Annotated in this window: 18 protein-coding genes, 1 tRNA gene and 3 pseudogenes; 6 read left to right on the top strand and 16 right to left on the bottom strand. The window is 69.5% G+C overall.

What is annotated here, in order from left to right:
* Nucleotides 1–89: 89 nt before the first annotated feature.
* Entirely contained in the window at nucleotides 90–602 is a 513-nt protein-coding gene (locus tag GAS53_RS03620; RefSeq protein WP_151475926.1) for a DUF309 domain-containing protein, read from the bottom strand.
* Between the two features lie 101 nt (nucleotides 603–703).
* On the opposite strand from GAS53_RS03620, the gene GAS53_RS03615 reads away from it, so the two are divergent.
* Both GAS53_RS03615 and GAS53_RS56000 read left to right on the top strand, forming a co-directional pair.
* A tRNA-Pro gene (locus GAS53_RS03615) sits at nucleotides 704–777 on the top strand.
* 117 nt (nucleotides 778–894) lie between these two features.
* Nucleotides 895–1,398 (top strand): hypothetical protein, encoded by a 504-nt coding sequence (locus GAS53_RS56000; RefSeq protein ID WP_225858697.1) that lies wholly within the window; start codon nucleotides 895–897, stop codon nucleotides 1,396–1,398.
* Nucleotides 1,399–1,455: 57 nt separating this feature from the next.
* Here the strand turns inward: GAS53_RS56000 and GAS53_RS03605 are convergent, their stop codons facing one another.
* Nucleotides 1,456–1,890 (bottom strand): nuclear transport factor 2 family protein, encoded by a 435-nt coding sequence (locus GAS53_RS03605; protein ID WP_151475925.1) that lies wholly within the window; start codon nucleotides 1,888–1,890, stop codon nucleotides 1,456–1,458.
* Nucleotides 1,826–2,125, bottom strand: coding sequence for a type 1 periplasmic-binding domain-containing protein (locus tag GAS53_RS03600; protein ID WP_225858696.1), 300 nt, complete (start codon nucleotides 2,123–2,125; stop codon nucleotides 1,826–1,828). The genes GAS53_RS03605 and GAS53_RS03600 overlap by 65 nt, the downstream gene beginning before the upstream one ends.
* Nucleotides 2,126–2,130: 5 nt before the next feature.
* Between GAS53_RS03600 and GAS53_RS03595 the strand changes: the two are divergent.
* Nucleotides 2,131–2,553, top strand: a pseudogene (locus tag GAS53_RS03595) (alpha-amylase family glycosyl hydrolase); the annotation flags it as partial.
* A gap of 137 nt (nucleotides 2,554–2,690) precedes the next feature.
* Here the strand turns inward: GAS53_RS03595 and dmpG are convergent.
* The 8 genes from dmpG to GAS53_RS03555 form a co-directional block, all read right to left on the bottom strand.
* Nucleotides 2,691–3,758, bottom strand: a complete 1,068-nt coding sequence (gene dmpG, locus GAS53_RS03590) for a 4-hydroxy-2-oxovalerate aldolase (protein ID WP_151475924.1) — start codon at nucleotides 3,756–3,758, stop codon at nucleotides 2,691–2,693.
* Nucleotides 3,755–4,720, bottom strand: a complete 966-nt coding sequence (locus GAS53_RS03585) for an acetaldehyde dehydrogenase (acetylating) (protein ID WP_151475923.1) — start codon at nucleotides 4,718–4,720, stop codon at nucleotides 3,755–3,757. The genes dmpG and GAS53_RS03585 overlap by 4 nt, the downstream gene beginning before the upstream one ends.
* A complete protein-coding gene (locus GAS53_RS03580) occupies nucleotides 4,717–5,550 on the bottom strand; it encodes a 2-keto-4-pentenoate hydratase (protein WP_192582929.1) in 834 nt (277 codons plus the stop codon). The genes GAS53_RS03585 and GAS53_RS03580 overlap by 4 nt, the downstream gene beginning before the upstream one ends.
* A gap of 459 nt (nucleotides 5,551–6,009) precedes the next feature.
* Nucleotides 6,010–6,627, bottom strand: coding sequence for a TetR/AcrR family transcriptional regulator (locus GAS53_RS03575; protein WP_151475922.1), 618 nt, complete (start codon nucleotides 6,625–6,627; stop codon nucleotides 6,010–6,012).
* Complete coding sequence (locus GAS53_RS03570) at nucleotides 6,624–7,376, bottom strand: IclR family transcriptional regulator (RefSeq protein ID WP_225858695.1); 753 nt, start codon at nucleotides 7,374–7,376, stop codon at nucleotides 6,624–6,626. Before GAS53_RS03570 ends, GAS53_RS03575 begins: the two co-directional genes overlap by 4 nt.
* A 293-nt stretch (nucleotides 7,377–7,669) precedes the next feature.
* Nucleotides 7,670–8,542 (bottom strand): alpha/beta fold hydrolase, encoded by an 873-nt coding sequence (locus GAS53_RS03565; RefSeq protein WP_151475920.1) that lies wholly within the window; start codon nucleotides 8,540–8,542, stop codon nucleotides 7,670–7,672.
* A gap of 101 nt (nucleotides 8,543–8,643) precedes the next feature.
* Complete coding sequence (locus tag GAS53_RS03560) at nucleotides 8,644–9,534, bottom strand: VOC family protein (RefSeq protein WP_151475919.1); 891 nt, start codon at nucleotides 9,532–9,534, stop codon at nucleotides 8,644–8,646.
* A gap of 116 nt (nucleotides 9,535–9,650) precedes the next feature.
* Complete coding sequence (locus GAS53_RS03555; protein WP_151475918.1) at nucleotides 9,651–11,459, bottom strand: FAD-dependent monooxygenase; 1,809 nt, start codon at nucleotides 11,457–11,459, stop codon at nucleotides 9,651–9,653.
* Nucleotides 11,460–11,590: 131 nt separating this feature from the next.
* Here GAS53_RS03555 and GAS53_RS03550 point away from each other — a divergent pair, with 131 nt between their 5' ends.
* On the top strand, nucleotides 11,591–12,526 hold the full coding sequence (locus GAS53_RS03550) for an amidohydrolase family protein (protein WP_151475917.1): 936 nt from the start codon (nucleotides 11,591–11,593) through the stop codon (nucleotides 12,524–12,526).
* Between the two features lie 34 nt (nucleotides 12,527–12,560).
* Here GAS53_RS03550 and GAS53_RS03545 read toward each other — a convergent pair whose 3' ends face one another.
* Nucleotides 12,561–12,758: a hypothetical protein gene (locus GAS53_RS03545; RefSeq protein ID WP_404829171.1), complete on the bottom strand. Its 198-nt coding sequence runs from the start codon at nucleotides 12,756–12,758 to the stop codon at nucleotides 12,561–12,563.
* Nucleotides 12,759–12,778: 20 nt separating this feature from the next.
* Here GAS53_RS03545 and GAS53_RS03540 point away from each other — a divergent pair.
* Nucleotides 12,779–13,339, top strand: a pseudogene (locus tag GAS53_RS03540) (transposase); the annotation flags it as partial.
* Here the strand turns inward: GAS53_RS03540 and GAS53_RS55995 are convergent.
* From GAS53_RS55995 to GAS53_RS03525, 3 genes and pseudogenes are all read right to left on the bottom strand, one after another.
* Nucleotides 13,340–13,591, bottom strand: a pseudogene (locus GAS53_RS55995) (AfsR family transcriptional regulator); the annotation flags it as partial.
* A 181-nt stretch (nucleotides 13,592–13,772) separates the two neighbouring features.
* Complete coding sequence (locus GAS53_RS03530; RefSeq protein ID WP_404829170.1) at nucleotides 13,773–14,711, bottom strand: TauD/TfdA dioxygenase family protein; 939 nt, start codon at nucleotides 14,709–14,711, stop codon at nucleotides 13,773–13,775.
* A gap of 377 nt (nucleotides 14,712–15,088) precedes the next feature.
* Nucleotides 15,089–15,790 carry a CPBP family intramembrane glutamic endopeptidase gene (locus tag GAS53_RS03525; protein WP_151475915.1) on the bottom strand — a complete coding sequence of 234 codons (702 nt, stop codon included), beginning with the start codon at nucleotides 15,788–15,790 and terminating at the stop codon, nucleotides 15,089–15,091.
* A 443-nt stretch (nucleotides 15,791–16,233) separates the two neighbouring features.
* Here GAS53_RS03525 and GAS53_RS03520 point away from each other — a divergent pair, with 443 nt between their 5' ends.
* The gene (locus GAS53_RS03520; protein ID WP_225858694.1) at nucleotides 16,234–18,105 is read left to right on the top strand and encodes an ABC transporter ATP-binding protein; all 1,872 of its coding nucleotides are present in this window, start codon (nucleotides 16,234–16,236) and stop codon (nucleotides 18,103–18,105) included.
* Here the strand turns inward: GAS53_RS03520 and GAS53_RS03515 are convergent.
* Nucleotides 18,089–18,784 (bottom strand): protein-tyrosine phosphatase family protein, encoded by a 696-nt coding sequence (locus GAS53_RS03515; RefSeq protein ID WP_151475914.1) that lies wholly within the window; start codon nucleotides 18,782–18,784, stop codon nucleotides 18,089–18,091. The genes GAS53_RS03520 and GAS53_RS03515 overlap by 17 nt on opposite strands.
* Between the last annotated feature and the right edge of the window lie 23 nt (nucleotides 18,785–18,807).

Here is an 18,807-nt window from a genome sequence, read left to right as displayed (position 1 = left end):
CCCGAGTCTGCCGCACCCCACTGACAGCGCGACCACCGCACCGGGTGAGCGGCCGTGCGCCAGGTCCTGCCGCCGTGCCGGCCGAGCCGCTAGGGCGTGCCCCCACGCAACCGCGGCGCCCACACCTCCGCGTCCACGGCCGCCCCGTCCCGCTCCACGACCCCCGCCAACTCCCGTGCCCACGCCGCCAGTTCGCCCAGCTCAAGCCCGTACGGCCGGGCCCGCCCGGAGACCGCGCTCCACTCCTCGATCGCGCCGGCCCCCCGCCGCAGCAACCGCGCCCCGCCCGTCAGGTTCCCCCGAGCCGCATGCGTGAGCCCCACCGCGAGCTGCGCCAGCCCGCGCCACAGTGCCCGCTCCTCGGCGGGACCCGACTTCCAGGCGTCCTCGAAGACCTCGTGCGCGTGGAACGGTTTCCCCGCCGCCAGCAGCGCCTGCGCCTCGACGACCGTCTCCTCGGGCGTACGTACTAGCCCTTCGGGCTGCCGCTCCACCCCGTCGGCCCCGTACGGCAGGGGCCGCCCGAGCCCGTCCCGGGGCCGCGCGTTACGCGCCCGCCCCTCGGTGTCCCGGTCCCGCCTGCCGCCAGAAGTGCTGCTCATACCCCGATTGTCCCTCCCCCCACGCCCGCTTCGAAGCAGCCCCCGGACGTGGGGTAAAGTTCTGTTCGCGCGATCACGCGGTTCACCGCGACGGAGCGCATCGGGACGTGGCGCAGCTTGGTAGCGCACTTGACTGGGGGTCAAGGGGTCGCAGGTTCAAATCCTGTCGTCCCGACGGTGTGAAGGGTCTTCGCAGGCGAGAGCCTGTGGGGGCCCTTTTCGTGTGGGTCGTTTCCGATCTTCGAGGTTGAGCATGCCGCTCATCGGCACCTTTACTCGGAGGTTTGCGAGGATGCCGCTGCTGGACATGGACAAGATCACTGCGGGGCTGTCGAGGACCTGGTCGGGGTTTCTGCGGGACTGGGACCGTTCGCTGCGGTCGGGGAACTATCCGGAGACCACCCGGTACAACTATCTGCTGGCGGCCGCGCAGTTGGGCCGTTACCTGGGGGAGGTCATCGATCCGCATCCCGTTCGCCAGATCCAGCCCCGCCGCCCCGGCCGCCAGCGCCCCCATCTGAGGCAGGCCCACCGCCGCCCAGCCGACGGCCTCACTGGACGCTTCCGCCGCGAGCGCCAGCAGCAGCGGCATGTCCCCACCAGCGCTGACCGCCGTGCCCGGGCGGACTCGCCCGCCCGGCAGCAAAACACCGAGCGGCGAGGATGCCACCGACTCGCCGGCACCGCCCCCCGCGTGCACGCCCGCCACCGGTCTTACAGTCATGATTCGATATTCGCGCATCAGTTCGAATCAATCAAATCAGCCACCCCGGATCTGTGTGACTCGCAGCGATAGTTGGCCACTCGCAAAGCTGCTTGGCCAGCACGTCGACCGACTGGTGGGGGTCGGAGGCTACGCACGCAAATGGCGGCTCACGTCGCCCACCAGGTGGATTCGAACTCGACGTTCCACGAACCGCCACTGCCCCTCGCGACGCGCGAAACAGTCCCTGTAGCGACCTGCGGCGATGGGCTGCAACGGCAATTCGGGCAGGGCCTGGAAGATGGTGACGTATGAACGCGCAGTGGCAGTGCCTGCCTCCTCGTCGACCTCGACGGCAATGTTCGTCGTGGCGTGGTGGGTGCGAGGCGTGCCGTCCTCGTAGCGGATCACGGTGTTGCGGAGCATCTGCTCGACACCCTCACGGCCCTCGGCCGGCGCACCGCTTCCGATGAACACGGCGTCGGCGAACAACGCGCCGACGCCGGCGAAGTCACCGGTGTCAACCAGCTCCGCGTACCTGGCGACCAGGTTGGCTACGGCGTACGTATCTGCGGCTGCATTCATGACATCTGAGGTAAATCAGGTGTCGGGTGGCTTTGCAGGCGGCGGCGACGTCGTCGACGTAGACGCTGGGGCGGCCCTCGACGTGCTGGCTGATGTAGATGACCGGCATGCCGAGGTCGTCCAGCCTGGCGGTCTCTTCCTTGTCGAGGTCGAAGCAGGAGACCAGCAGCGCGTCCGCGTTGCGCCGGGCGGGGAGCCGCTCGAAGAACGTGGCGCGCTTGGCCAGGTCGGGCACCACGTGGCACCATCGCCGACGCGGAGCAGTTCATCGAGGAAGCCCACGAGTACGGGATCCGCGTCATCCCGGACATCGTCCCGAACCACACCTCCGACCAGTACGCCTGGTTCCAGGCGGCACTGTCCGCCGGCCCCGGAAGCCCGGAACGCCAGCGGTACGTCTTCCGTCCCGGCCGCGGCCCTGACGGCGCCGAGCCGCCCAACGACTGGGTCTCCTGTTTCGGCGGCCCCGCATGGACCCGCCTGCCCGACGGCGAGTGGTATCTCCACCTGTACGCCCCCGAACAGCCCGATCTCAACTGGCAACACCCCGACGTGCACGCTGAGTTCGAGTCGATTCTGCGGTTCTGGTTCGACCGGGGCGTCGACGGCTTCCGTATCGACGTCGCGCACGGACTCGTCAAGGACCCCGAACTGCCCGATCTGCGGCCCGAGTCGGCGAAGCCACAACCGGCGTCTCTGGATCTCCAAGACCTTACGACTGGCCTCGATCGACCCATCAACAACGTAGGACCGTCTGATTCCCCGCCTGTCGGTTCCGTCAAGGTGCCCGCGCCGGAGGATCAGGCCGCGCTCTCCGCGCGGGCAACCAGGTCCAGCGCGATGTCGGTGATCATGTCCTCCTGGCCGCCGACCATGCCCCGTCGGCCGACTTCGACGAGGATGGTGCGCGTGTCCAGGCCGTAGTTGGCGGCAGCGGCCTCGGCGTGGCGCAAGAAGCTGGAGTACACCCCGGCGTAGCCCAGGCTGAGGGTCTCGCGGTCCACCCGGACCTCCCGGTCCTGCAACGGACGGACCAGATCATCCGCGGCGTCCATCAGCGGAAACAGGTCGCAGCCGTGCTTCCAGCCCATCAGATCCGCCACCGCGATGAACGCCTCCAGCGGGCAGTTGCCGGCCCCCGCGCCCTGCCCGGCCAGGGAGGCGTCGACCCGGATAGCGCCGGCCCCCACGGCGACCACGCTGTTGGCCACACCCAGGGCCAGGTTGTGGTGGGCGTGGATGCCCAGCTCGGTGGCCGGGTCCAGCACCGAGCGGTAGGCGCGGAAGCGGTCCCGCACCCCGTCCATGGTCAGCCGGCCACCGGAGTCGGTGACATAGACGCACGTGGCACCGTAGGACTCCATCAACTTGGCCTGACGCGCGAGTTCGGCCGGCTCGGCCATGTGCGACATCATCAGGAATCCGGCGACGTCCATGCCCAGCTCGCGGGCGGCCGCGATGTGCTGGGCGGCGATGTCGGCCTCGGTGCAGTGGGTGGCGATGCGCACCGAGCGGATGCCGAGTGCGTGGGCCTGCTTGAGGTCCTGCAGGGTGCCGATGCCGGGCAGCAGCAGGGTGGTGGGAACCGCGTTGTGGGTGACGTCCACGACGGCTTCGATCCACTCCCAGTCGGTGTGGGCGCCGACACCGTAGTTGATGCTGGAGCCGGACAGGCCGTCACCGTGGGCGATCTCGATGGCGCCGACGTGGGCGGCATCCAGTGCGGCGGCGATGGCCCGGGCCTGCTCGACGGTGTAACGGTGCCGGACGGCGTGCATGCCGTCCCGCAGGGTCACGTCCTGGACGTACACGGCGACGGGCTCGGAGGTCGGCGCGGCTGAGGGCCCCTTGGCCTGGGTGGTGGTCATCGTGCGGCCCTCTCACTGGAGCGGTGCGCGGCCATGCGCTCGGCGGTGCGCAGCGCGGCCGAGGTCATGATGTCGAGATTTCCGGCGTAGGCGGGCAGGTAGTGGGCGGCACCCTCGACCTCGAGGAAGACCGAGACCTTCAGCGCGTCGGTGCCGACGGCATCAGCCGGCAGCAGCCCGCACAGCGGGTCGCCGGCCCTCACGCGGTCGAACTGCACCTTCTGTTTGAGGCGGTAACCGGGCACATACGCCTGGACGCGGCCCACCATCTCTTCGACGGAGGCCGCGACCGCCTCACGGTCGCAGTCGGAGACCAGGCAGTGCACGGTGTCGCGCATGATCAGCGGGGGCTCGGCCGGGTTGAGGATGATGATCGCTTTGCCCCGCCGCGCGCCGCCGACCTGCTCGATGGCGGAGGAGGTGGTCTCGGTGAACTCGTCGATGTTCGCCCGGGTGCCGGGGCCGGCGGAGCGGGAGGCGATGGAGGCGACGATCTCCCCGTAGTGGACGGGGGTGGCAGCGTTGACCGCGGCAACCACCGGGATGGTGGCCTGGCCGCCACAGGTGACCATGTTGACGTTGGGCGAGTCGATGTTGGCGTCGCCGTTGACCGATGGCACCACGTACGGGCCGAGGGCCGCGGGAGTGAGGTCGATGAGGGTGCGGCCGAGGGAGCGCAGCACCTCGTCGTGGCGCCTGTGGGCACCGGCCGAGGTGGCGTCGAAGACGATCTCCACGTCGGCGAACTCGTCCATCTTCACCAGTCCGTCCACACCCTCGTGTGTGGTGGCCACCTTCAGGCGGCGAGCCCGGGCCAGGCCGTCCGAGTCCGGGTCGATCCCCGCCATCACGGCCGGCTCCAGGCTGCCGGACAGCCGCAGCACCTTGATCATCAAGTCCGTGCCGATGTTGCCCGACCCGATGATCGCCACCTTGGTCCGGGCGTTCGTCGCGCTGTTCACTGGTTCTCTCCTTCTGCCGCGAACCCGACCCGCACAGTGCCCAGGTTCGAGATACGGGCTTCGAACACATCACCCGGAGCAGCGGGGGCCATCGGCCCCAGGGCCCCGGTCAGCACGACGTCGCCGGCCCGCAGCGGGTCTCCCATCCTGGCGAGGGCCGAGGCCAGCCAGGCGGCCGCGTTGAGGGGGCTGCCGAGGCAGTCGGCGCCGGTCCCCTCGGAGACCACCTCGCCACCTCGGGTCATGGTCATCCGCACCGAGCGGAGATTGAGCCCGGTGAGCGGCGCGGGGGAGCCGCCCAGGACGAAGAGGCCCGATGAGGCGTTGTCGGCGACGGTGTCGACGATGGAGATGTCCCAGTCCTTCACCCGGCTGTCGACGATCTCCAGGGCGGGAAGTGCGAAGTCGGTGGCGCGCAGCACGTCGACGACAGTGCACTGACGGTGCGGCAGGTCGTGGCCGAGTACCAGCGCGACCTCGGCCTCCACTCTGGGCTGGAGCAGCCGCCCGGCGGGTACTTCGCCGCCCTCGGGCACGGCCATGTCCGCGAACAGCGCGCCGAAGTCCGGTTGGTCCACGCCGAGTTGGTGCTGTACGGCCGGAGAGGTCAGGCCGATCTTGCGGCCGATGATCCGTTGGCCGGCGGCCTGGCCGCGTTGGAGGTTCAGCCGCTGTACGACGTAGGCGGTCTCGATGTCACCCTCGTCGAAGAGCGTGCGCACCGGCGGGCAGGCGGCCCCGGTGCGGGTGGCCTCCGCCAGCGTATCGGCGGCCTTGACCACGGCCGGTGGGACGGCGTCCGGTGGGACGCGGTCAGTGACGGTCGGCACGGGGTACCTCCGGAAGAGGAGTGGTGACGAGGGCTCTCGGCGCCCCCTGGTGATGCCTTCAGATATAGACACCGCACGGTCGATGGAAGATCTTTGTTCCGTGAAACGGAACAAGCCGGTGGCAGCCTGCCGGACCAGGCCACGCTGATTCTCGAATGCTTCCGGCCCGGCCAGGGGTGTATATCGGCTGACGGACTTTCGGAGCGGGAGGGCCTGGATGTGGTCTGCCGCTGACCTGCACCGCGTGGGCAAGGCCCGGCACGGCTGTGCTCGGTGCCGGACAGGATCCGGTCGTCGGGCCTGCCCACGAGGAGCAGGAGGCGGCCTCCACGGCGGCGTCTGACCGCTGCGGCCGGCGATGAGGCCAGGAACCGCCCGTCGGCAGTCGGGCTGGCGTTGTCGCCCAGCAGCGTGCCGATGTCAGGCGAGTCGACAGCGAGCTGGGGTTTGCAATGCCCCCTAAAGAGCCCCCGGATGACGGACCAGAGTCCGCCGGACGTACGCATGGGTTAGGCGTCGGACCTCAGGCACACCCAGGGTGAACAGACCGATCGTGAGACCGGTCAGAGCCAGGGCCATGTCGCGGGCCTCAGTGTGCTCCACCACCGGGCTGCTCTCGTCCAGGGCATCCGCGCAGACCTCGGTCACCTGCTCGAGTATCCGGCTGCGAAACGGGTCGACGACGTCCTGCACCTCAGGATCGTGGATCTGCTCCAGCAGGACGAAAACCAGAAGCCGTTGGAAGTTCGCGTGCTGGTCCACGGTATCCAGCAGGACGTCGATGAACCGGTCGAGCCGCGCGGCCCCCGCCCCCTCGTCCCGCGAAGCGACCTGAAGCGCGTCGTCAATACGGCCTAGTCCGCGCTGCAGCGCGGACTTGAGCAACCCCGCCTTGCTGCCGAAGTGGTGGTAGAGCGAGCCGTTGGGACATCCGGACTCCTTGCACAGCGACGAGACCGACGCCGCGTGGTACCCCTGTGCGCCCATCAGCCGTTCCGCGGCGTCGAGCAGTGCTTCGCGGCTGTCGTACCGGGCGCGGGCCACCGCAGCCTGTGATGTCTGCGCGGGCCCGTTCACGCCTGGCTCCGGAACAGGTACTCCATGAGGTCCGGACGTTCCCTGAGCGCCGCACTCAGGGAACCGACGGTGCGCCCGAGCCGGCCCAACCACGCCTCGCCCCGCCCCGCGCTGCTCGGGAACCCTATGGACACCGCGGCGACTGCGCGGCCCCCGATGAGCACCGGCCGGGCAACGCACGAGAGACCGGGCACCGCCTCATCCCGGTCGACGGCCATGCCGCGCTGGCGCACCTGGGCGAGCTCGAGGGCGAGATTACGCGGTTCCGTGATCGACCGCGGGGTGAGTCTGCGCAGCGACCGGGTAGGCGCCGTAGCGTCGGCATCCGCGGCCTGGTGGGCGAGCAGCGCCTTCCCGACTCCCGTGCAGTGTGCGGGCAGTCGCATCCCGACGGCGGTAGGGATCACCTGGGCATCGCTCTCGTGCAGCTTCTCGAGGTAAACGACATCCTCACCACGTAGAGCACACAGATGAACCGTGTGCCCTACCGTGCGGTGCAGCTCCAGCAAGTGGGGGACGGCGACCTCGCGCAGCCCCGCCTCAGGGCTGGACGCGGCCATCGTCAGCATCCGCAGACCCATACGGAAGCCACCGTCGACCTGCTCGACAGCCCCGAGCTCCCGAAGCATGGCCAGCACACGGTGGACGGTGGACTTCGGCAGCCCCGACGTCCGGGCCAGCTCACTCAGGGTCAGAACGCGGTGCTGCCGACTGAAGGCGTCCAGCACGTCGAAAGCTTTCCAGAGCACGGATGTGGGGATTGCCTGCGGTGGTTCCGCCGCTGACCGCCGTTGTTCGATCATCCGCCGCCTCCGAAACAAGCTCTGTCGACGATGACAGGCCACTAGAGTGATCACTCCAATAGAGTGATTGCTCCAATCTCGCACAGGGTCTGATGGGCGTCAATGCCGGGTATAGCCGGGTCTGATGCCCCAGCAGCGGATTCAGTGGTGGTCTGCGAGTGGCGACCCGGCTCGCGATCCCCGGCTCGGCGAAAGCCAGGGCTGTGGTGAGCCCGGCCGGGCCGCCACGCAGAGCGAGTTCAGTGCTGCCCGGTCGCGGAGATGAACTCGTGCACCACCCGGTTGAACTCCTCGGCGTATTCCATCTGAGTCCAGTGGCCACATCGGTTGAACAGGTACAGCCGGGAGTCCGGGATCATCGCCAGCAGGCGCAGCGCGTTCTCGAAGTGCACCGCTTTGTCGTCGCGGCCGTGTACCACCAGCGTGGGTACGGTGAGCGTCGCCAGCGCGGGCACCACCGCGGGGTAGGCGCCCGGAGGACCGTTCACCTCACCTGTCGGTGCGGCGGACAGGAAATTGGCGACGTGGTCGGGGCGGGACAACGCCGCTTCGGAACGCTGCCGGGCCAGGTCCTCGTCAGCGGCCAGCTCGGGATCAGAGGTCAGCGCGGCGACGAGTGCCTGAAAGCTGGCCGGGGTCGGGTCCTGGTAGGCATGGACGAGTGCCCGGATGCCCTCGGTCTGGTGGGAGGCGGGGCTCAACACGTTCACCCCGGGCGCCGGAGCACCCATCGGGATCAGGTGCGACACCCTGTCGCTGTTGCGCGCGGCGTACCGGATCGCGGTCTGCCCGCCGAGCGAGTTGCCGACCAGGGCGGCCTGGTCAATCTCCAGCTCGTCCAGCAGCAGCCCGAGCGCCTCGGTGTGGTCACGGTCGCCCGGCACCGCGGTGTCGCTCTTTCCCCATCCGGGCATGTCGACGGCGAGGACCCGGTACCGCTCGGCGAAGAAGGCGAAGTTCCGGGAGTAGTTGCTCCAGCCGCTGGCCCCGGGGCCTCCTCCGTGCAGCAGGACCAGCGGGTGGCCCTCACCCGCCTCGTTGAGATGCAGGCGCCACTTCTTGGTCTGCACGAACCGGCTGGTCGCGGTCTCGGTCAGGACGGTGTTGGTCATCGTTTCAGCGCTTCCTGTCGTCGTTGGTATGAGGGAGGTCCGGCGGTAGGCGCCGGCGCTTGGGGGACGACCGGCGGTGTGGCCGCACCGCCGGCCTCGGATCAGGCCTGGGCGCCTTGGAAGTGGTGACCCCAGTTGCTCAGCAGCTCGTGGTGACCGGGCTTCCAGGTGGCGTCGTCGATGAGCACACCGTTGCAGCCGTACTCGATGTCGAAGCCCGAAGGGGTGGCCACGTAAAAGGACAGCATCAGGTCGTTGGAGTGCTCGCCCAGCGTGATGTTCACGTGTTCGTCTTTCGCCCTCACGCGGTCCATCGCCTTGCCGACCTGCGAGACGTCGGCCACCTCGAGCATCAGATGCCCCAGACCGGGCGGCGGCCCCGGGATGGTGCCCACGGCGACGGTGTGATGGCGCGGATTGCAGTGCAGGAACACCGCGTCCTCCTCGGGGACGCCGAGCGAAGCCAACGAGATGGTGTCCGTGAGCAGGAACCCCAGGACCTTCTCGTAGAACTCGGCCGCCGCCGACGCGGTGCCGCGAGGGAAGAGGAAGACGTGACCGACACCCAGCGGCCCGGCGACGAAAGTCGTACCGGTCGGCGAGACGAACGGGGAATCGGCGTCGGGGAGGCCGACGTAGGCCTCGATTCCGTTGCCGTCGCTGTCGGCGAAGCGCACGACACGGTCGACACCGCGGCGGGCGGCCAGCCCGGGGTCCTCGGTGGCCTCGATGCCGTTGTCGGTCAGGGTGGCGACGAGACCGGTGAGAGCCTCGTCGCTGACGATCTCGAGACCGAGGGCCACGAGTGAGGAGGGACCCGCCGCGGGGCCGTCCTCGATGATGATCCGGTGAACCTTCTCGTCGGTGCGCAGCCGTACCTCGCCCTCGGGCGAGGGGGCCACCTGGGCGCCGAGAACCTCGGGGCCGAACGTGGCCCACTCGGCCAGTGGGCCGCGGACCGCGAGGTAGCCGAGTGCTTTGACGGTGCTCATGTTGAGTCCAATTCTTGGAGAGGAGTCCTGACGCTGACGTCGTCAGGGCCGGGCAGAGGGACAGTCCCGGCGGTCGCCGGAGCTGCGACGGCGCAGGCGTGTACTTCGCCGTACGGTCAGGAACTCGAGGCGTGGGCCAGCTCGGGCAGTGCTTCCCCGACGGACCGGTCGTTCGGGATCGGCCGGTCGAGCACACGGCCCAGCACCTCGATCAGCCGATGGGTGTCGGCAGCGGTCCGCGAGCGCCAGGCGATGTGACCGTCGGGGCGGACGAGGAGACAGCCGTCGTCGTCGATCTGACGCAGCCGCTCCCAGTCGCCCGACGGGTCCCGGTACCCGTGCGCCGTCCCGATCTCGCAGACGTCGATCGGGAGACCGAACGCCTCCCGCGCACGTTCGGCGGCGTCGGCCCACGACGCACCGCCGCGGCCGGTGACCAGCACGAAGCGGCCCTGCCCCACCAGCTGCTGGGAGGAGATCCGCTGACGGTTGCGTTCCAGCCAGACATGGGGCATGTGCTCACCGGGTGATGTCGACGGCACGTAGGTCAGGTCGTCCGTGGTTCGGCGGTCGGGCAGGTCACCGTCGTCGGGGACGACGGCCGGGCTGCTGTAGCGGTAGCCCAGCTCGACCCCGTGAGCGTTGAAGTGGTAGGGCAGCTTGTCCAGGAAGGAACGGACGGCCCGCCGCCGGTCGGCGCCGTCCTCGGTGTCCTCGTCCAGGCTGCGCACGATGCGCCACTTGTCCTCGTCGGGCATCTCGGGCCTGATGCCGATCGCTTCGCCCAGTGTGAAGATCTCGGTGGCCGACTTCCAGGCGCGGTCGACGATCTGTCGGCCGACCGGTGCGCGTTCGGCGGTATAGGAGTCCAGGAGCCCGGGGCCGGCAACGCCGTCCACGACGAGCTTGAGCTTCCACGCCAGGTTGTAGCCGTCGGCTACCGAGGTGTTGCTGCCCAGGCCGTTGGTCGGCGGGTGCCGGTGGACGGCGTCGCCCATGCACAGGACACGGCCGGAGGAGTAGACGTCCGCGGCGGCGTTGTTCATGGTCCAGGGCGAGACGTGCTTCACCTTCACGTCGATGAAGGGGTCGCCGATGCTGTGGCGTACTTGAGCCACCAGCTCATCCGTGTCCTGGGGGTCGAACACGTAGTCCTCGTCGACGTGGACTCCGATGACCCACTGGGTCCACGGCTCGACCATGATCCAGGTGCCGTAGTTGAAGTTTTCGACCGACCAGTAGATGGCGCCCGGCCGGTGCCCGACGTACTTCGTCAGATCGACCTCGACCCAGGCGAACACGACACGCCCCATGCCCACCGGACCGCGGATCGACAACCCGGCCTGGTCGAGCACCTGACTGCGACCGCCGTCGGCACCGATCAGATACTGCGCGGTGATGACCGACGCCAGGCCGGTGTTGCGGTCGACCACGTGAGCGCGCACCTCGTGGTCGTCCTGTTCGAGCTCGATGAACTCGGTGGAGTAGCGAAGATCGACCAGGCCGGTCGCCAGGGCAGCGGAGGCGAGCACCGGCTCGAGTTTGTGCTGCGCGACGTTCAGTGGGATGTGGGGGCTCGCGGCGCGGTACCGGGCGAAGTCCTGCGGACCGGCGCCCCACGCTGTCGTCCGCGCGACCTCAGGACCGGCCAGTGACAGGATGAACGGGTTGTACTGCATGTCCTCGAGCCGGTACCCGACGGCCTCGACGGCCTCGTACACGCCCAGGTCGCTGAAAATCTCCAGAGTCCGCTGGTTCGTGATGTGCGCCCTCGGGTTGTGCGCCTGACCGGGGTACCGGCAGAGCACGGCGCTGCGTACGCCGTAGCGTGCGAGGGCCAGGGCATGGGTGAGTCCGGCCGGTCCCGCGCCAACGATCAGCACGGGAACCTTGTCGTCGGCTGTCCGCTTCTTTGCGCTCGCCATGTCGTGTCACTCCTTTGGTGTGAGCCCACCGCTGATGTGCATCACACCGCGCGGAGCGCGGGCACACGGGCGGCGTTCCGGCGGCCGGAACAGCAAGGGGTGACACGGTCCGCCGCTACTACCGTCCTGACATGGTCATCGAGCAGCCGGGAGGCGACGACGTGGCAGGTAACGCGGGGTGGCTCGACGTGCACACCCATTTCGAGGTCCCCTCCTGGGAGGCGGCTCCGCGACTGGAGCACATGGACCGCACCGGCGTCACGATGCAGCTGCTGTCCAACCTCTCGATCAGTGATCCCGCGGGCGCTCGGGCGTCGAACGAGTTCGCCGCCTCCGTGGTGGCCGAGCACCCCGGCCGCTTCGGGCTGCTCGCCACACTCCCGCTCACCGACGTGAACGCCGCCCTGGAAGAGATCGCGTACGCCAAGCGCGAGTTGAACGTCGACGGATTCGCCACGCTGGGCGTCGTCGACGGACGCTACCTAGGCGATCCGCGCTTCGCCCCCGTCTGGGCCGAGCTCAGCCGGCAGCGCGCGACCGTGCTCGTCCACCCCTCCCCCTTCAGCCGGCCGGTCCTGGACCTGCCCACCCCCTTGTTCGAGGTCGGCTTCGACACCGCGCGGGTTGTGGTCGACATGCTGTGGCACCGCACCCTTGAGGCCGCGCCGGACGTGCATGTCGTGCTCCCCCACGCCGGAGGGTGCTTCCCGGCCCTGTCCGGGCGGGTGTGCATGCTCGCCGGCGAGGACTGGGTGGGCAACACCCAGCAGGTCACCGCCGCGCAGATCGAACAGGCCGCCTCCCGGTTCTGGTACGACACCGCCATGTCCGGTTCCCTGCCGAGCCTGTCTGCACTGCTGGCCGTGACCTCTCCCGACCACGTCCTCTACGGGTCCGACTTCGGCGCACCCTGCGCCGGCGAGGACGTGCTGCAGCACAATGTCCGCCTGCTGCGCACCAGCCCTCTCCTCTCACCGGCCCAGCGCGACGGACTGGGACGCCACGGCGCCGAACTCTTCCCCCGCGCCTTCGCCCGGATGCAGAGCCCTGCCACCGTCCAGGGCTGAGGAGGATCAGGTCACTGGATTCCGGTGGCTCTCGTCACCATGCGTTGATGACCGGCGCGTCGGGTTCGTGCTGCCGCCAGGCCTCGTTGAGGCGCGCGAGCCGGTCCGCGGCGGCGATGCCGCGCAGGGACGCGACCTTGCCGTCGCTGACTTCGAACGCCACGGTGCCCACGACCCGGTTGTTGACCACGGCGAGGACGGCCGGGGAGCCGTTGATCAGAGCGATGTGCATCGCGGGGGAGCCGCCGGCACCGCGGTCGCCCGTGGGGCCTGTCGCTTGAGGACCGCATCTTGCTGGTCACGGCGTACTGGCGCACGAACTTGACGATGCGGCAGCTTGCCCTGTTGTTCGGGATCTCCAAGTCGTCCGCGGACCGGATCATTGACCGCCTCGGGCCGATGCTCGCGCTCCAGCCGCGGAAGCGGTTCCGTAAGGACACCGTGCTCATCGTGGATGGCACCCTGGTGCCCACCCGCGACCACACAGTTGCCGAGCAGTCGAAGAACTATCGGTACTCCACTGCCCCTCAGGTGGTCATCGACGCCGATACCCGCCGCGTCGTCGTGGTTGGCCGGCCGCTGCCCGGCAACCGGCACGATTCCCGAGGGTGGGAGGAGTCCGGTGCCAAAGCCGCCGTCGGCAACACGATGCCGATTGCCGACGGCGGCTATCAGGGCACCGGTCTGGTCATTCCACACCGTCGGCGCAAGGGTGAAGAGCTCCCGTCCTGGAAGGAGGAACACAACCGCTCCCACAAGCAGGTTCGTGCCCGAGTCGAGCACACCTTCGCCCGTATGAAGACCTGGAAGATCCACCCGGTCGCGGAATGCGATCAGGTCCAGGGCCCGCGGTCCGGCGGTGATCGGGTAGCCCCGGGGCACCGCCTCGACGGGGGTCTCGATCACCCCGTGCCGGGTGAGGAGCTGCCGCAGCCGCAGCCGCAGCCGCAGCTGCAGGACGCAGGTCTGGAGCGCGGCCCGGGCTGTGACGGGCTGTTCGTCTCCCCAGATGGCCCGTTGCAGGTACTCGGCGGAGACGACGGTGTTGGCGTGCAGCAGAAGCACGGCCGCGCGGCAGACGGGAATTGTCAGACAGGCCCTAGTCCCAGCCGTTGACCAGTTTGCAGACCGGGACGACGGCCTCCGCGACGGGAGAGGCGGCCACGACCTCGGTCAACCGCTCGCGGAGGGCCTGGGCCGTGCGGCACGGAGCGCATGCCGAGGCCCCGTCGATGCCGTTGCCCCGTCAGTACGGTCGGTCGCCCGCGATGGCGACCCGCTCCGCCACCCGGCGGTGCGGCGCGTAGTCGTTCACCGCGTAGTGCTGGGTGGCGCGGTTGTCCCAGAACGCGACATCGCCCGGCTGCCACCGGAACCGCACCTGATACTCCGGCACATGGGCCTGCTGCGTGAGGTAGCGCAGCAGCCGGTCGCTCTCCTCGCGCTCCATGCCGGTGATGCGGGTGGTGAACGAGGTGTTGACGAAGAGCAGCCGCCGCCCCGTCTCCGGGTGGATGCGCACCACCGGATGCTCCACGGGCGGAAAGGCGGATTGCAGCGGTACGAGCCGCTCGGGCGGGTAGAAGCGGGCGAAGCCGGGGATGAAGTCGTGCACGGCGGTGGCCCGGTCGACGCGGTCCTTCACTTCCCGCGGCAGATTGTCGTAGGCGGCGGCCATGTCCGCCCACATGGTGTCCCCGCCGAGCGGCGGAACCTCGTGCAGCTGGAGCACGGCGCCGAGCGCCGGCCGCTCGCGGAAGGTCACATCGGCGTGCCAGACGTTCTCGAAGGTCGGCGTGGCGCCGTCGCTCTTGTCGAAGCGGACGACCTCCTCGCTGGAACCCTGGGCGAGCAGCGGGTTGGTCTCCAACTCTCCCCACTGCCGGGCGAAGTCACGCTGCTGCGCGGAGGTCAGCCGCTGACCTCGGAAGAAGAGCACCTTCCACTCCAGCAGCGCGCGGTTCACCTCCGCGCGCAGCGCGTCCCCCAACGGCCGCGCGAGACTGAGGCCCCGGATTTCGGCCCCGATCGTGCGCCCCTGCGGCACGAGCTCGAAATGCTCGTACGGGCGCTCCTCCCACCCCTCGGGCAGCCGGCGCAGGACCCGCGCGCCCTCGTACATCCCGCCCGGCGGTACGCGGGCCTCGCGCAGTGCGGGCTGCGGCCCGGCGTTCATGACAGTCATGGAATCCATCTCCTCGTACGCGGTCCTGCGGTGGCAGACGACAGTGGGTCGGCTCAGGACGCGTGCCCTCGCCTGCCGCGATCGGAGGAGTCCGTGATGCGGTGCGGACGTGTACCGGGGATCAGCGAGACTCAGGAAGTCAGCGAGACTCAGGAAGGAATGAAGACCGGCACGGCCCGGGCTGCGGCGCTCGGCGAGCACGCGGGTTCGGCGGTGGCCCGGCTAACGGCCTGAGCGCTCGCATCCGGTCCGATCCGGGACGCGCAGCGGCCCCGTCGTGTCGAACCAGTAGCCGATCATGCTGACGATTATGTGATTCCCGCCGGGTACGGTCAACGGGGCCTCCGACGCGCGGCGTGTGCCGAGCGGCCCGAGATTCAGGCGGGCGGCCACCACCGGGATGTCGCCCAGGCCAGCGCGTAGCCGAAGCCGTTGATCGACCAGTGCAGCGCCGCGGGTGCCAGCAGACTGTCCGAGCGGCGCCGCAGCTCGCACAGGACCGCCCCGGCGGCGACCATGGCCACGACGGCCACCGCGACGGTCGGCGCCACGTCCGCCGAGCCGCTGCCGAACGCCGTTGCGACGGCGGTGTTCGAGCGGCCCAGGCCGCGCGACGGCAGCAGATGCCAGAGACCGAAGAGCAGCGACGACACCGCGGTGGCCCACGCTGTTCCGTGCCGGCGCCGGATCATGGCCCACAGCACACCGCGGAAGGCGGTCTCCTCCAGCAGCACGGTCCCCAACGGCACCCGCACCAGCACCCGCCACAGCAACTGCGCCGTGGACAGGTCCATGGCCCTGGCGTCCCGGAACGCCTCCCGGCCGGCCGGCACGGCCAGGACGAGCAGGAACACGACGAGTACGGCACCGGCCAGCACAGGCGCCCACCGCAGCCCCCGCCGCACACCCGCCGCGCCGAGCCCGAGATCGGCCGGAGTGAGACCGTCCCAGCGGGCGATCAGCAGCAGTACGGCCGTCGCGGTCACACAGGTGACCACATACGCGTAGGGGCCCCGCACGAGCCAGTTGTTGAGCAGGTTCGCGACGGTCAGGACCACAACGACACAGACGATTCGCATCCTGACTCCAGGATCCCCTGCCGAGGCTCCAGTGTCCTGATCTGCGTCTGTCCTGATCTGTGTCTGTCCTGATCCGTGTTCGACGGCGGAGAACGCAGCCCGTCTCTGCGACCGGCCGCGCGAGCCGACCCGCGCCGATCATCATCCGGACTGCGTGAACTCGGCATCAATCACGACGACTTGACGGGCCGTCGGCCCGGAAAACGCTTGGACTCCTCGGGTGCCGTCGCGGGACACTTCCCTTTCTGCCCTGTCCGTACGCGCGACTCGCACGTCGGTGTCGGCGCGAGCCGCGGGGCTCCGTCCTTGTGCCTCGCCTGTCGGAGGACGACGCGAGCGAGGGCACTCACTCGAATCGAAGTTCCCGCACGGCCACCAGGACAACGGCATCTCCCCGGAGAAGCACGCGGCGGGCTGCCTTACGACAACAACACAGGGTTGGGATGGGATTGCCTGAATCGCGCGAGGTTTCGCCGGGCAGGGGCTCGGTGCTCCTCGCACTTCGTTACTACACACGGGAGTTGGCCCGGCTGCGGCGGCTGGCGGTGCCCGCGATGCTGCTGCCGGCGCTGGGCAACATCGGCATCAACTACATCGCGCCGTTGGTCGTCGCGAAGCTCGTCGGCCGCATCGCCGACGACGCCGGTATCGCCATCGGCTCGACGCTGCCCTACGTCCTCGGCTTCGCCGGCATCCTGCTGCTCGCGGAGGCGCTGTGGCGCATCGGCCTGCACTGTCTGAACCGCCTTGCCGCCCGCAGCATCGAGCATCTGTACGTGATCGGCATGGACGAGCTGTTCGCCAAGGACGCCGCGTTCTTCCACGACAACTTCGCCGGGGCCCTGACCAAGCGGGTCCTGAGCTTCGCGTCCCGCTTCGAGGAGTTCGTCGACACGATGACGTTCCAGGTCGTGGGCAGCTTCGTGCCGCTGGTGTTCGGGTCGGTGGTGCTGTGGCGTTACGAGCCGCTGCTCGTGGTCGGGCTCCTGGCGATGATCGCGGTGACGGCGCTGTGCGTGGTTCCCCTCATCCGCCGCCGCCAGGCGCTCGTCGATCAGCGCGAGGAGGCGATCGCCCGGGTGTCGGGCCATGTCGCCGACAGCCTGATGAACATGGACACGGTCCGGGCGTTCGCCGCCGAGGAACGCGAGGCCGCGGAGCACCGGTCCCGCGTCGCGGAGTCGCGGCGGCTCACGCTGAGGTCGTGGGACTACGGCAACCTGCGCATCGATACGCTGGTCGCGCCGATGTCCGTACTGACCAACGCGCTGGGCCTGCTGCTCGCGGTCGCGCTCGGCGGGGGCAGTCTCGGCGTGGAGGCGGTCGTGGTCGCCTTCACGTACTACACCAACGCGACGCGGATCATGTTCGAGTTCAACCAGATCTACCGCCGACTGGAGAGCTCGATGACGGAGGCCGCGCAGTTCACCGAACTGCTGCTGACGCCGCCGACCGTGCTCGACCCGGCCTCACCGGAGCCGCTGCTGCCCGGGGCCGCCGACGTCCGCTTCGAGGACGTGACCTTCGCCCACGCGGGCGCGGAGCCACTCTTCGAGGGCCTCGACCTGGCTGTGCCCAGCGGAACGAAGATCGGTCTCGTCGGCAGGTCCGGCGGCGGCAAGACCACGCTCAGCCGGCTGCTGCTGCGGATGACGGACATCGACGCCGGCCGGATCCTCATCGGGGGACAGGACATCACCAGGCTGCGCCAGGCCGACCTGCGCAGCCTGATCGCCTACGTGCCGCAGGACCCGGCGATGTTCCACCGGACGCTGCGGGACAACATCGCCTTCGCCCGGCCGGACGCCACCGACGCGGAGATCCACCGCGCGGCCGAGGCGGCGCACGTCACGGAGTTCGCCGACGCGCTGCCGGACGGCTTCGACACCATGGTGGGCGAGCGCGGTGTGAAGCTGTCCGGCGGACAGCGCCAGCGGGTCGCCCTCGCCAGGGCGATCCTGCGCGACGCGCCGATCCTGCTGCTCGACGAGGCGACCAGCGCGCTGGACTCCGAGAGCGAGATCCTCGTCCAGGAGGCGCTGTGGCGGCTCATGGAGGGGCGCACGGCGCTCGTGGTGGCGCACCGACTGAGCACGGTCGCCACCATGGACCAGCTCGTCGTCCTCGACCGCGGACGGATCGTCGAGCAGGGCACGCACCAGGAACTGCTCGCGTCGGACGGCGCCTACGCGAAGCTGTGGCAGCACCAGTCGGGCGGCTTCCTCGACGACAGCTCGGTTGAGGACGGCTCGGTCAACGGGAACTCCGTGGACGGGAGCTCCGTGGACGACAGGAGCGCTACAGCGAGGCCTTGATGCGGCGGGGCGCATCGAGGAAGCGGCTGACTCCCTCGACGACGGCAGGCGGCTGCTGGGAGTGGTGCCGGTCCGAGGACAGGACGTAATAGACCTGCTCGATGGAGGGCGGACCCACCGCGAGGGTCCTCAGGGCCGCCTGCTGGGAGCTGGCCTGACCGGTGCGGACCAGGTAGGCGGAGGCCATCGAGCCGGTGCGGCCCACTCCGGCGCCGCAGTGCACGAACACCGGCCCGTCGGAGGTCTTCATCGTCTTGAGGAACGTGTCGACCTGGGCGGGCGTGGGGGTCTGCCCATCCCTGATCGGGATGCGGACCGAGGCGAGACCGGCGCGGGCCGGCTCGGCGAGTGCCCTCGCCGAGAGGTCTTCGGCGCGCAGGTCCACGACGGTACGTACACCGCGGTCCGCGAGCGCCCGGTAGCCGGCCTCGCGCGGCGCGGAGCCGCGCCAGAGGTGGCCGTCGACCGGCTCGAAGTGGTTGATCCCGGCGACCCGGGTGCCGGTCGGAGCCTCCTTGCCCGCCCATACGTGGACGCCGAGCATGCCCAGGGTGGCGGCCAGCCACAGCGCGACGTAGCCGAGCAGGCAGAGGCCGGCCACCTTCAGCGTCTTACGGACGAACGGGGGAAGCGGGAGAAACGAAGCAGAGAACTTCGACGGCACAGCCGTCACAGACATCACCTCACAGGATCAATCCACGC

Origin of the sequence: Streptomyces albicerus, assembly GCF_008905045.1 — a bacterium.
In the GTDB taxonomy this organism is placed as follows: Bacteria; Actinomycetota; Actinomycetes; order Streptomycetales; family Streptomycetaceae; genus Streptomyces; species Streptomyces albicerus.
The sequence above is the reverse complement of the archived record's forward strand: the minus strand, read 5'-3'. Positions and strand labels throughout refer to the sequence as shown.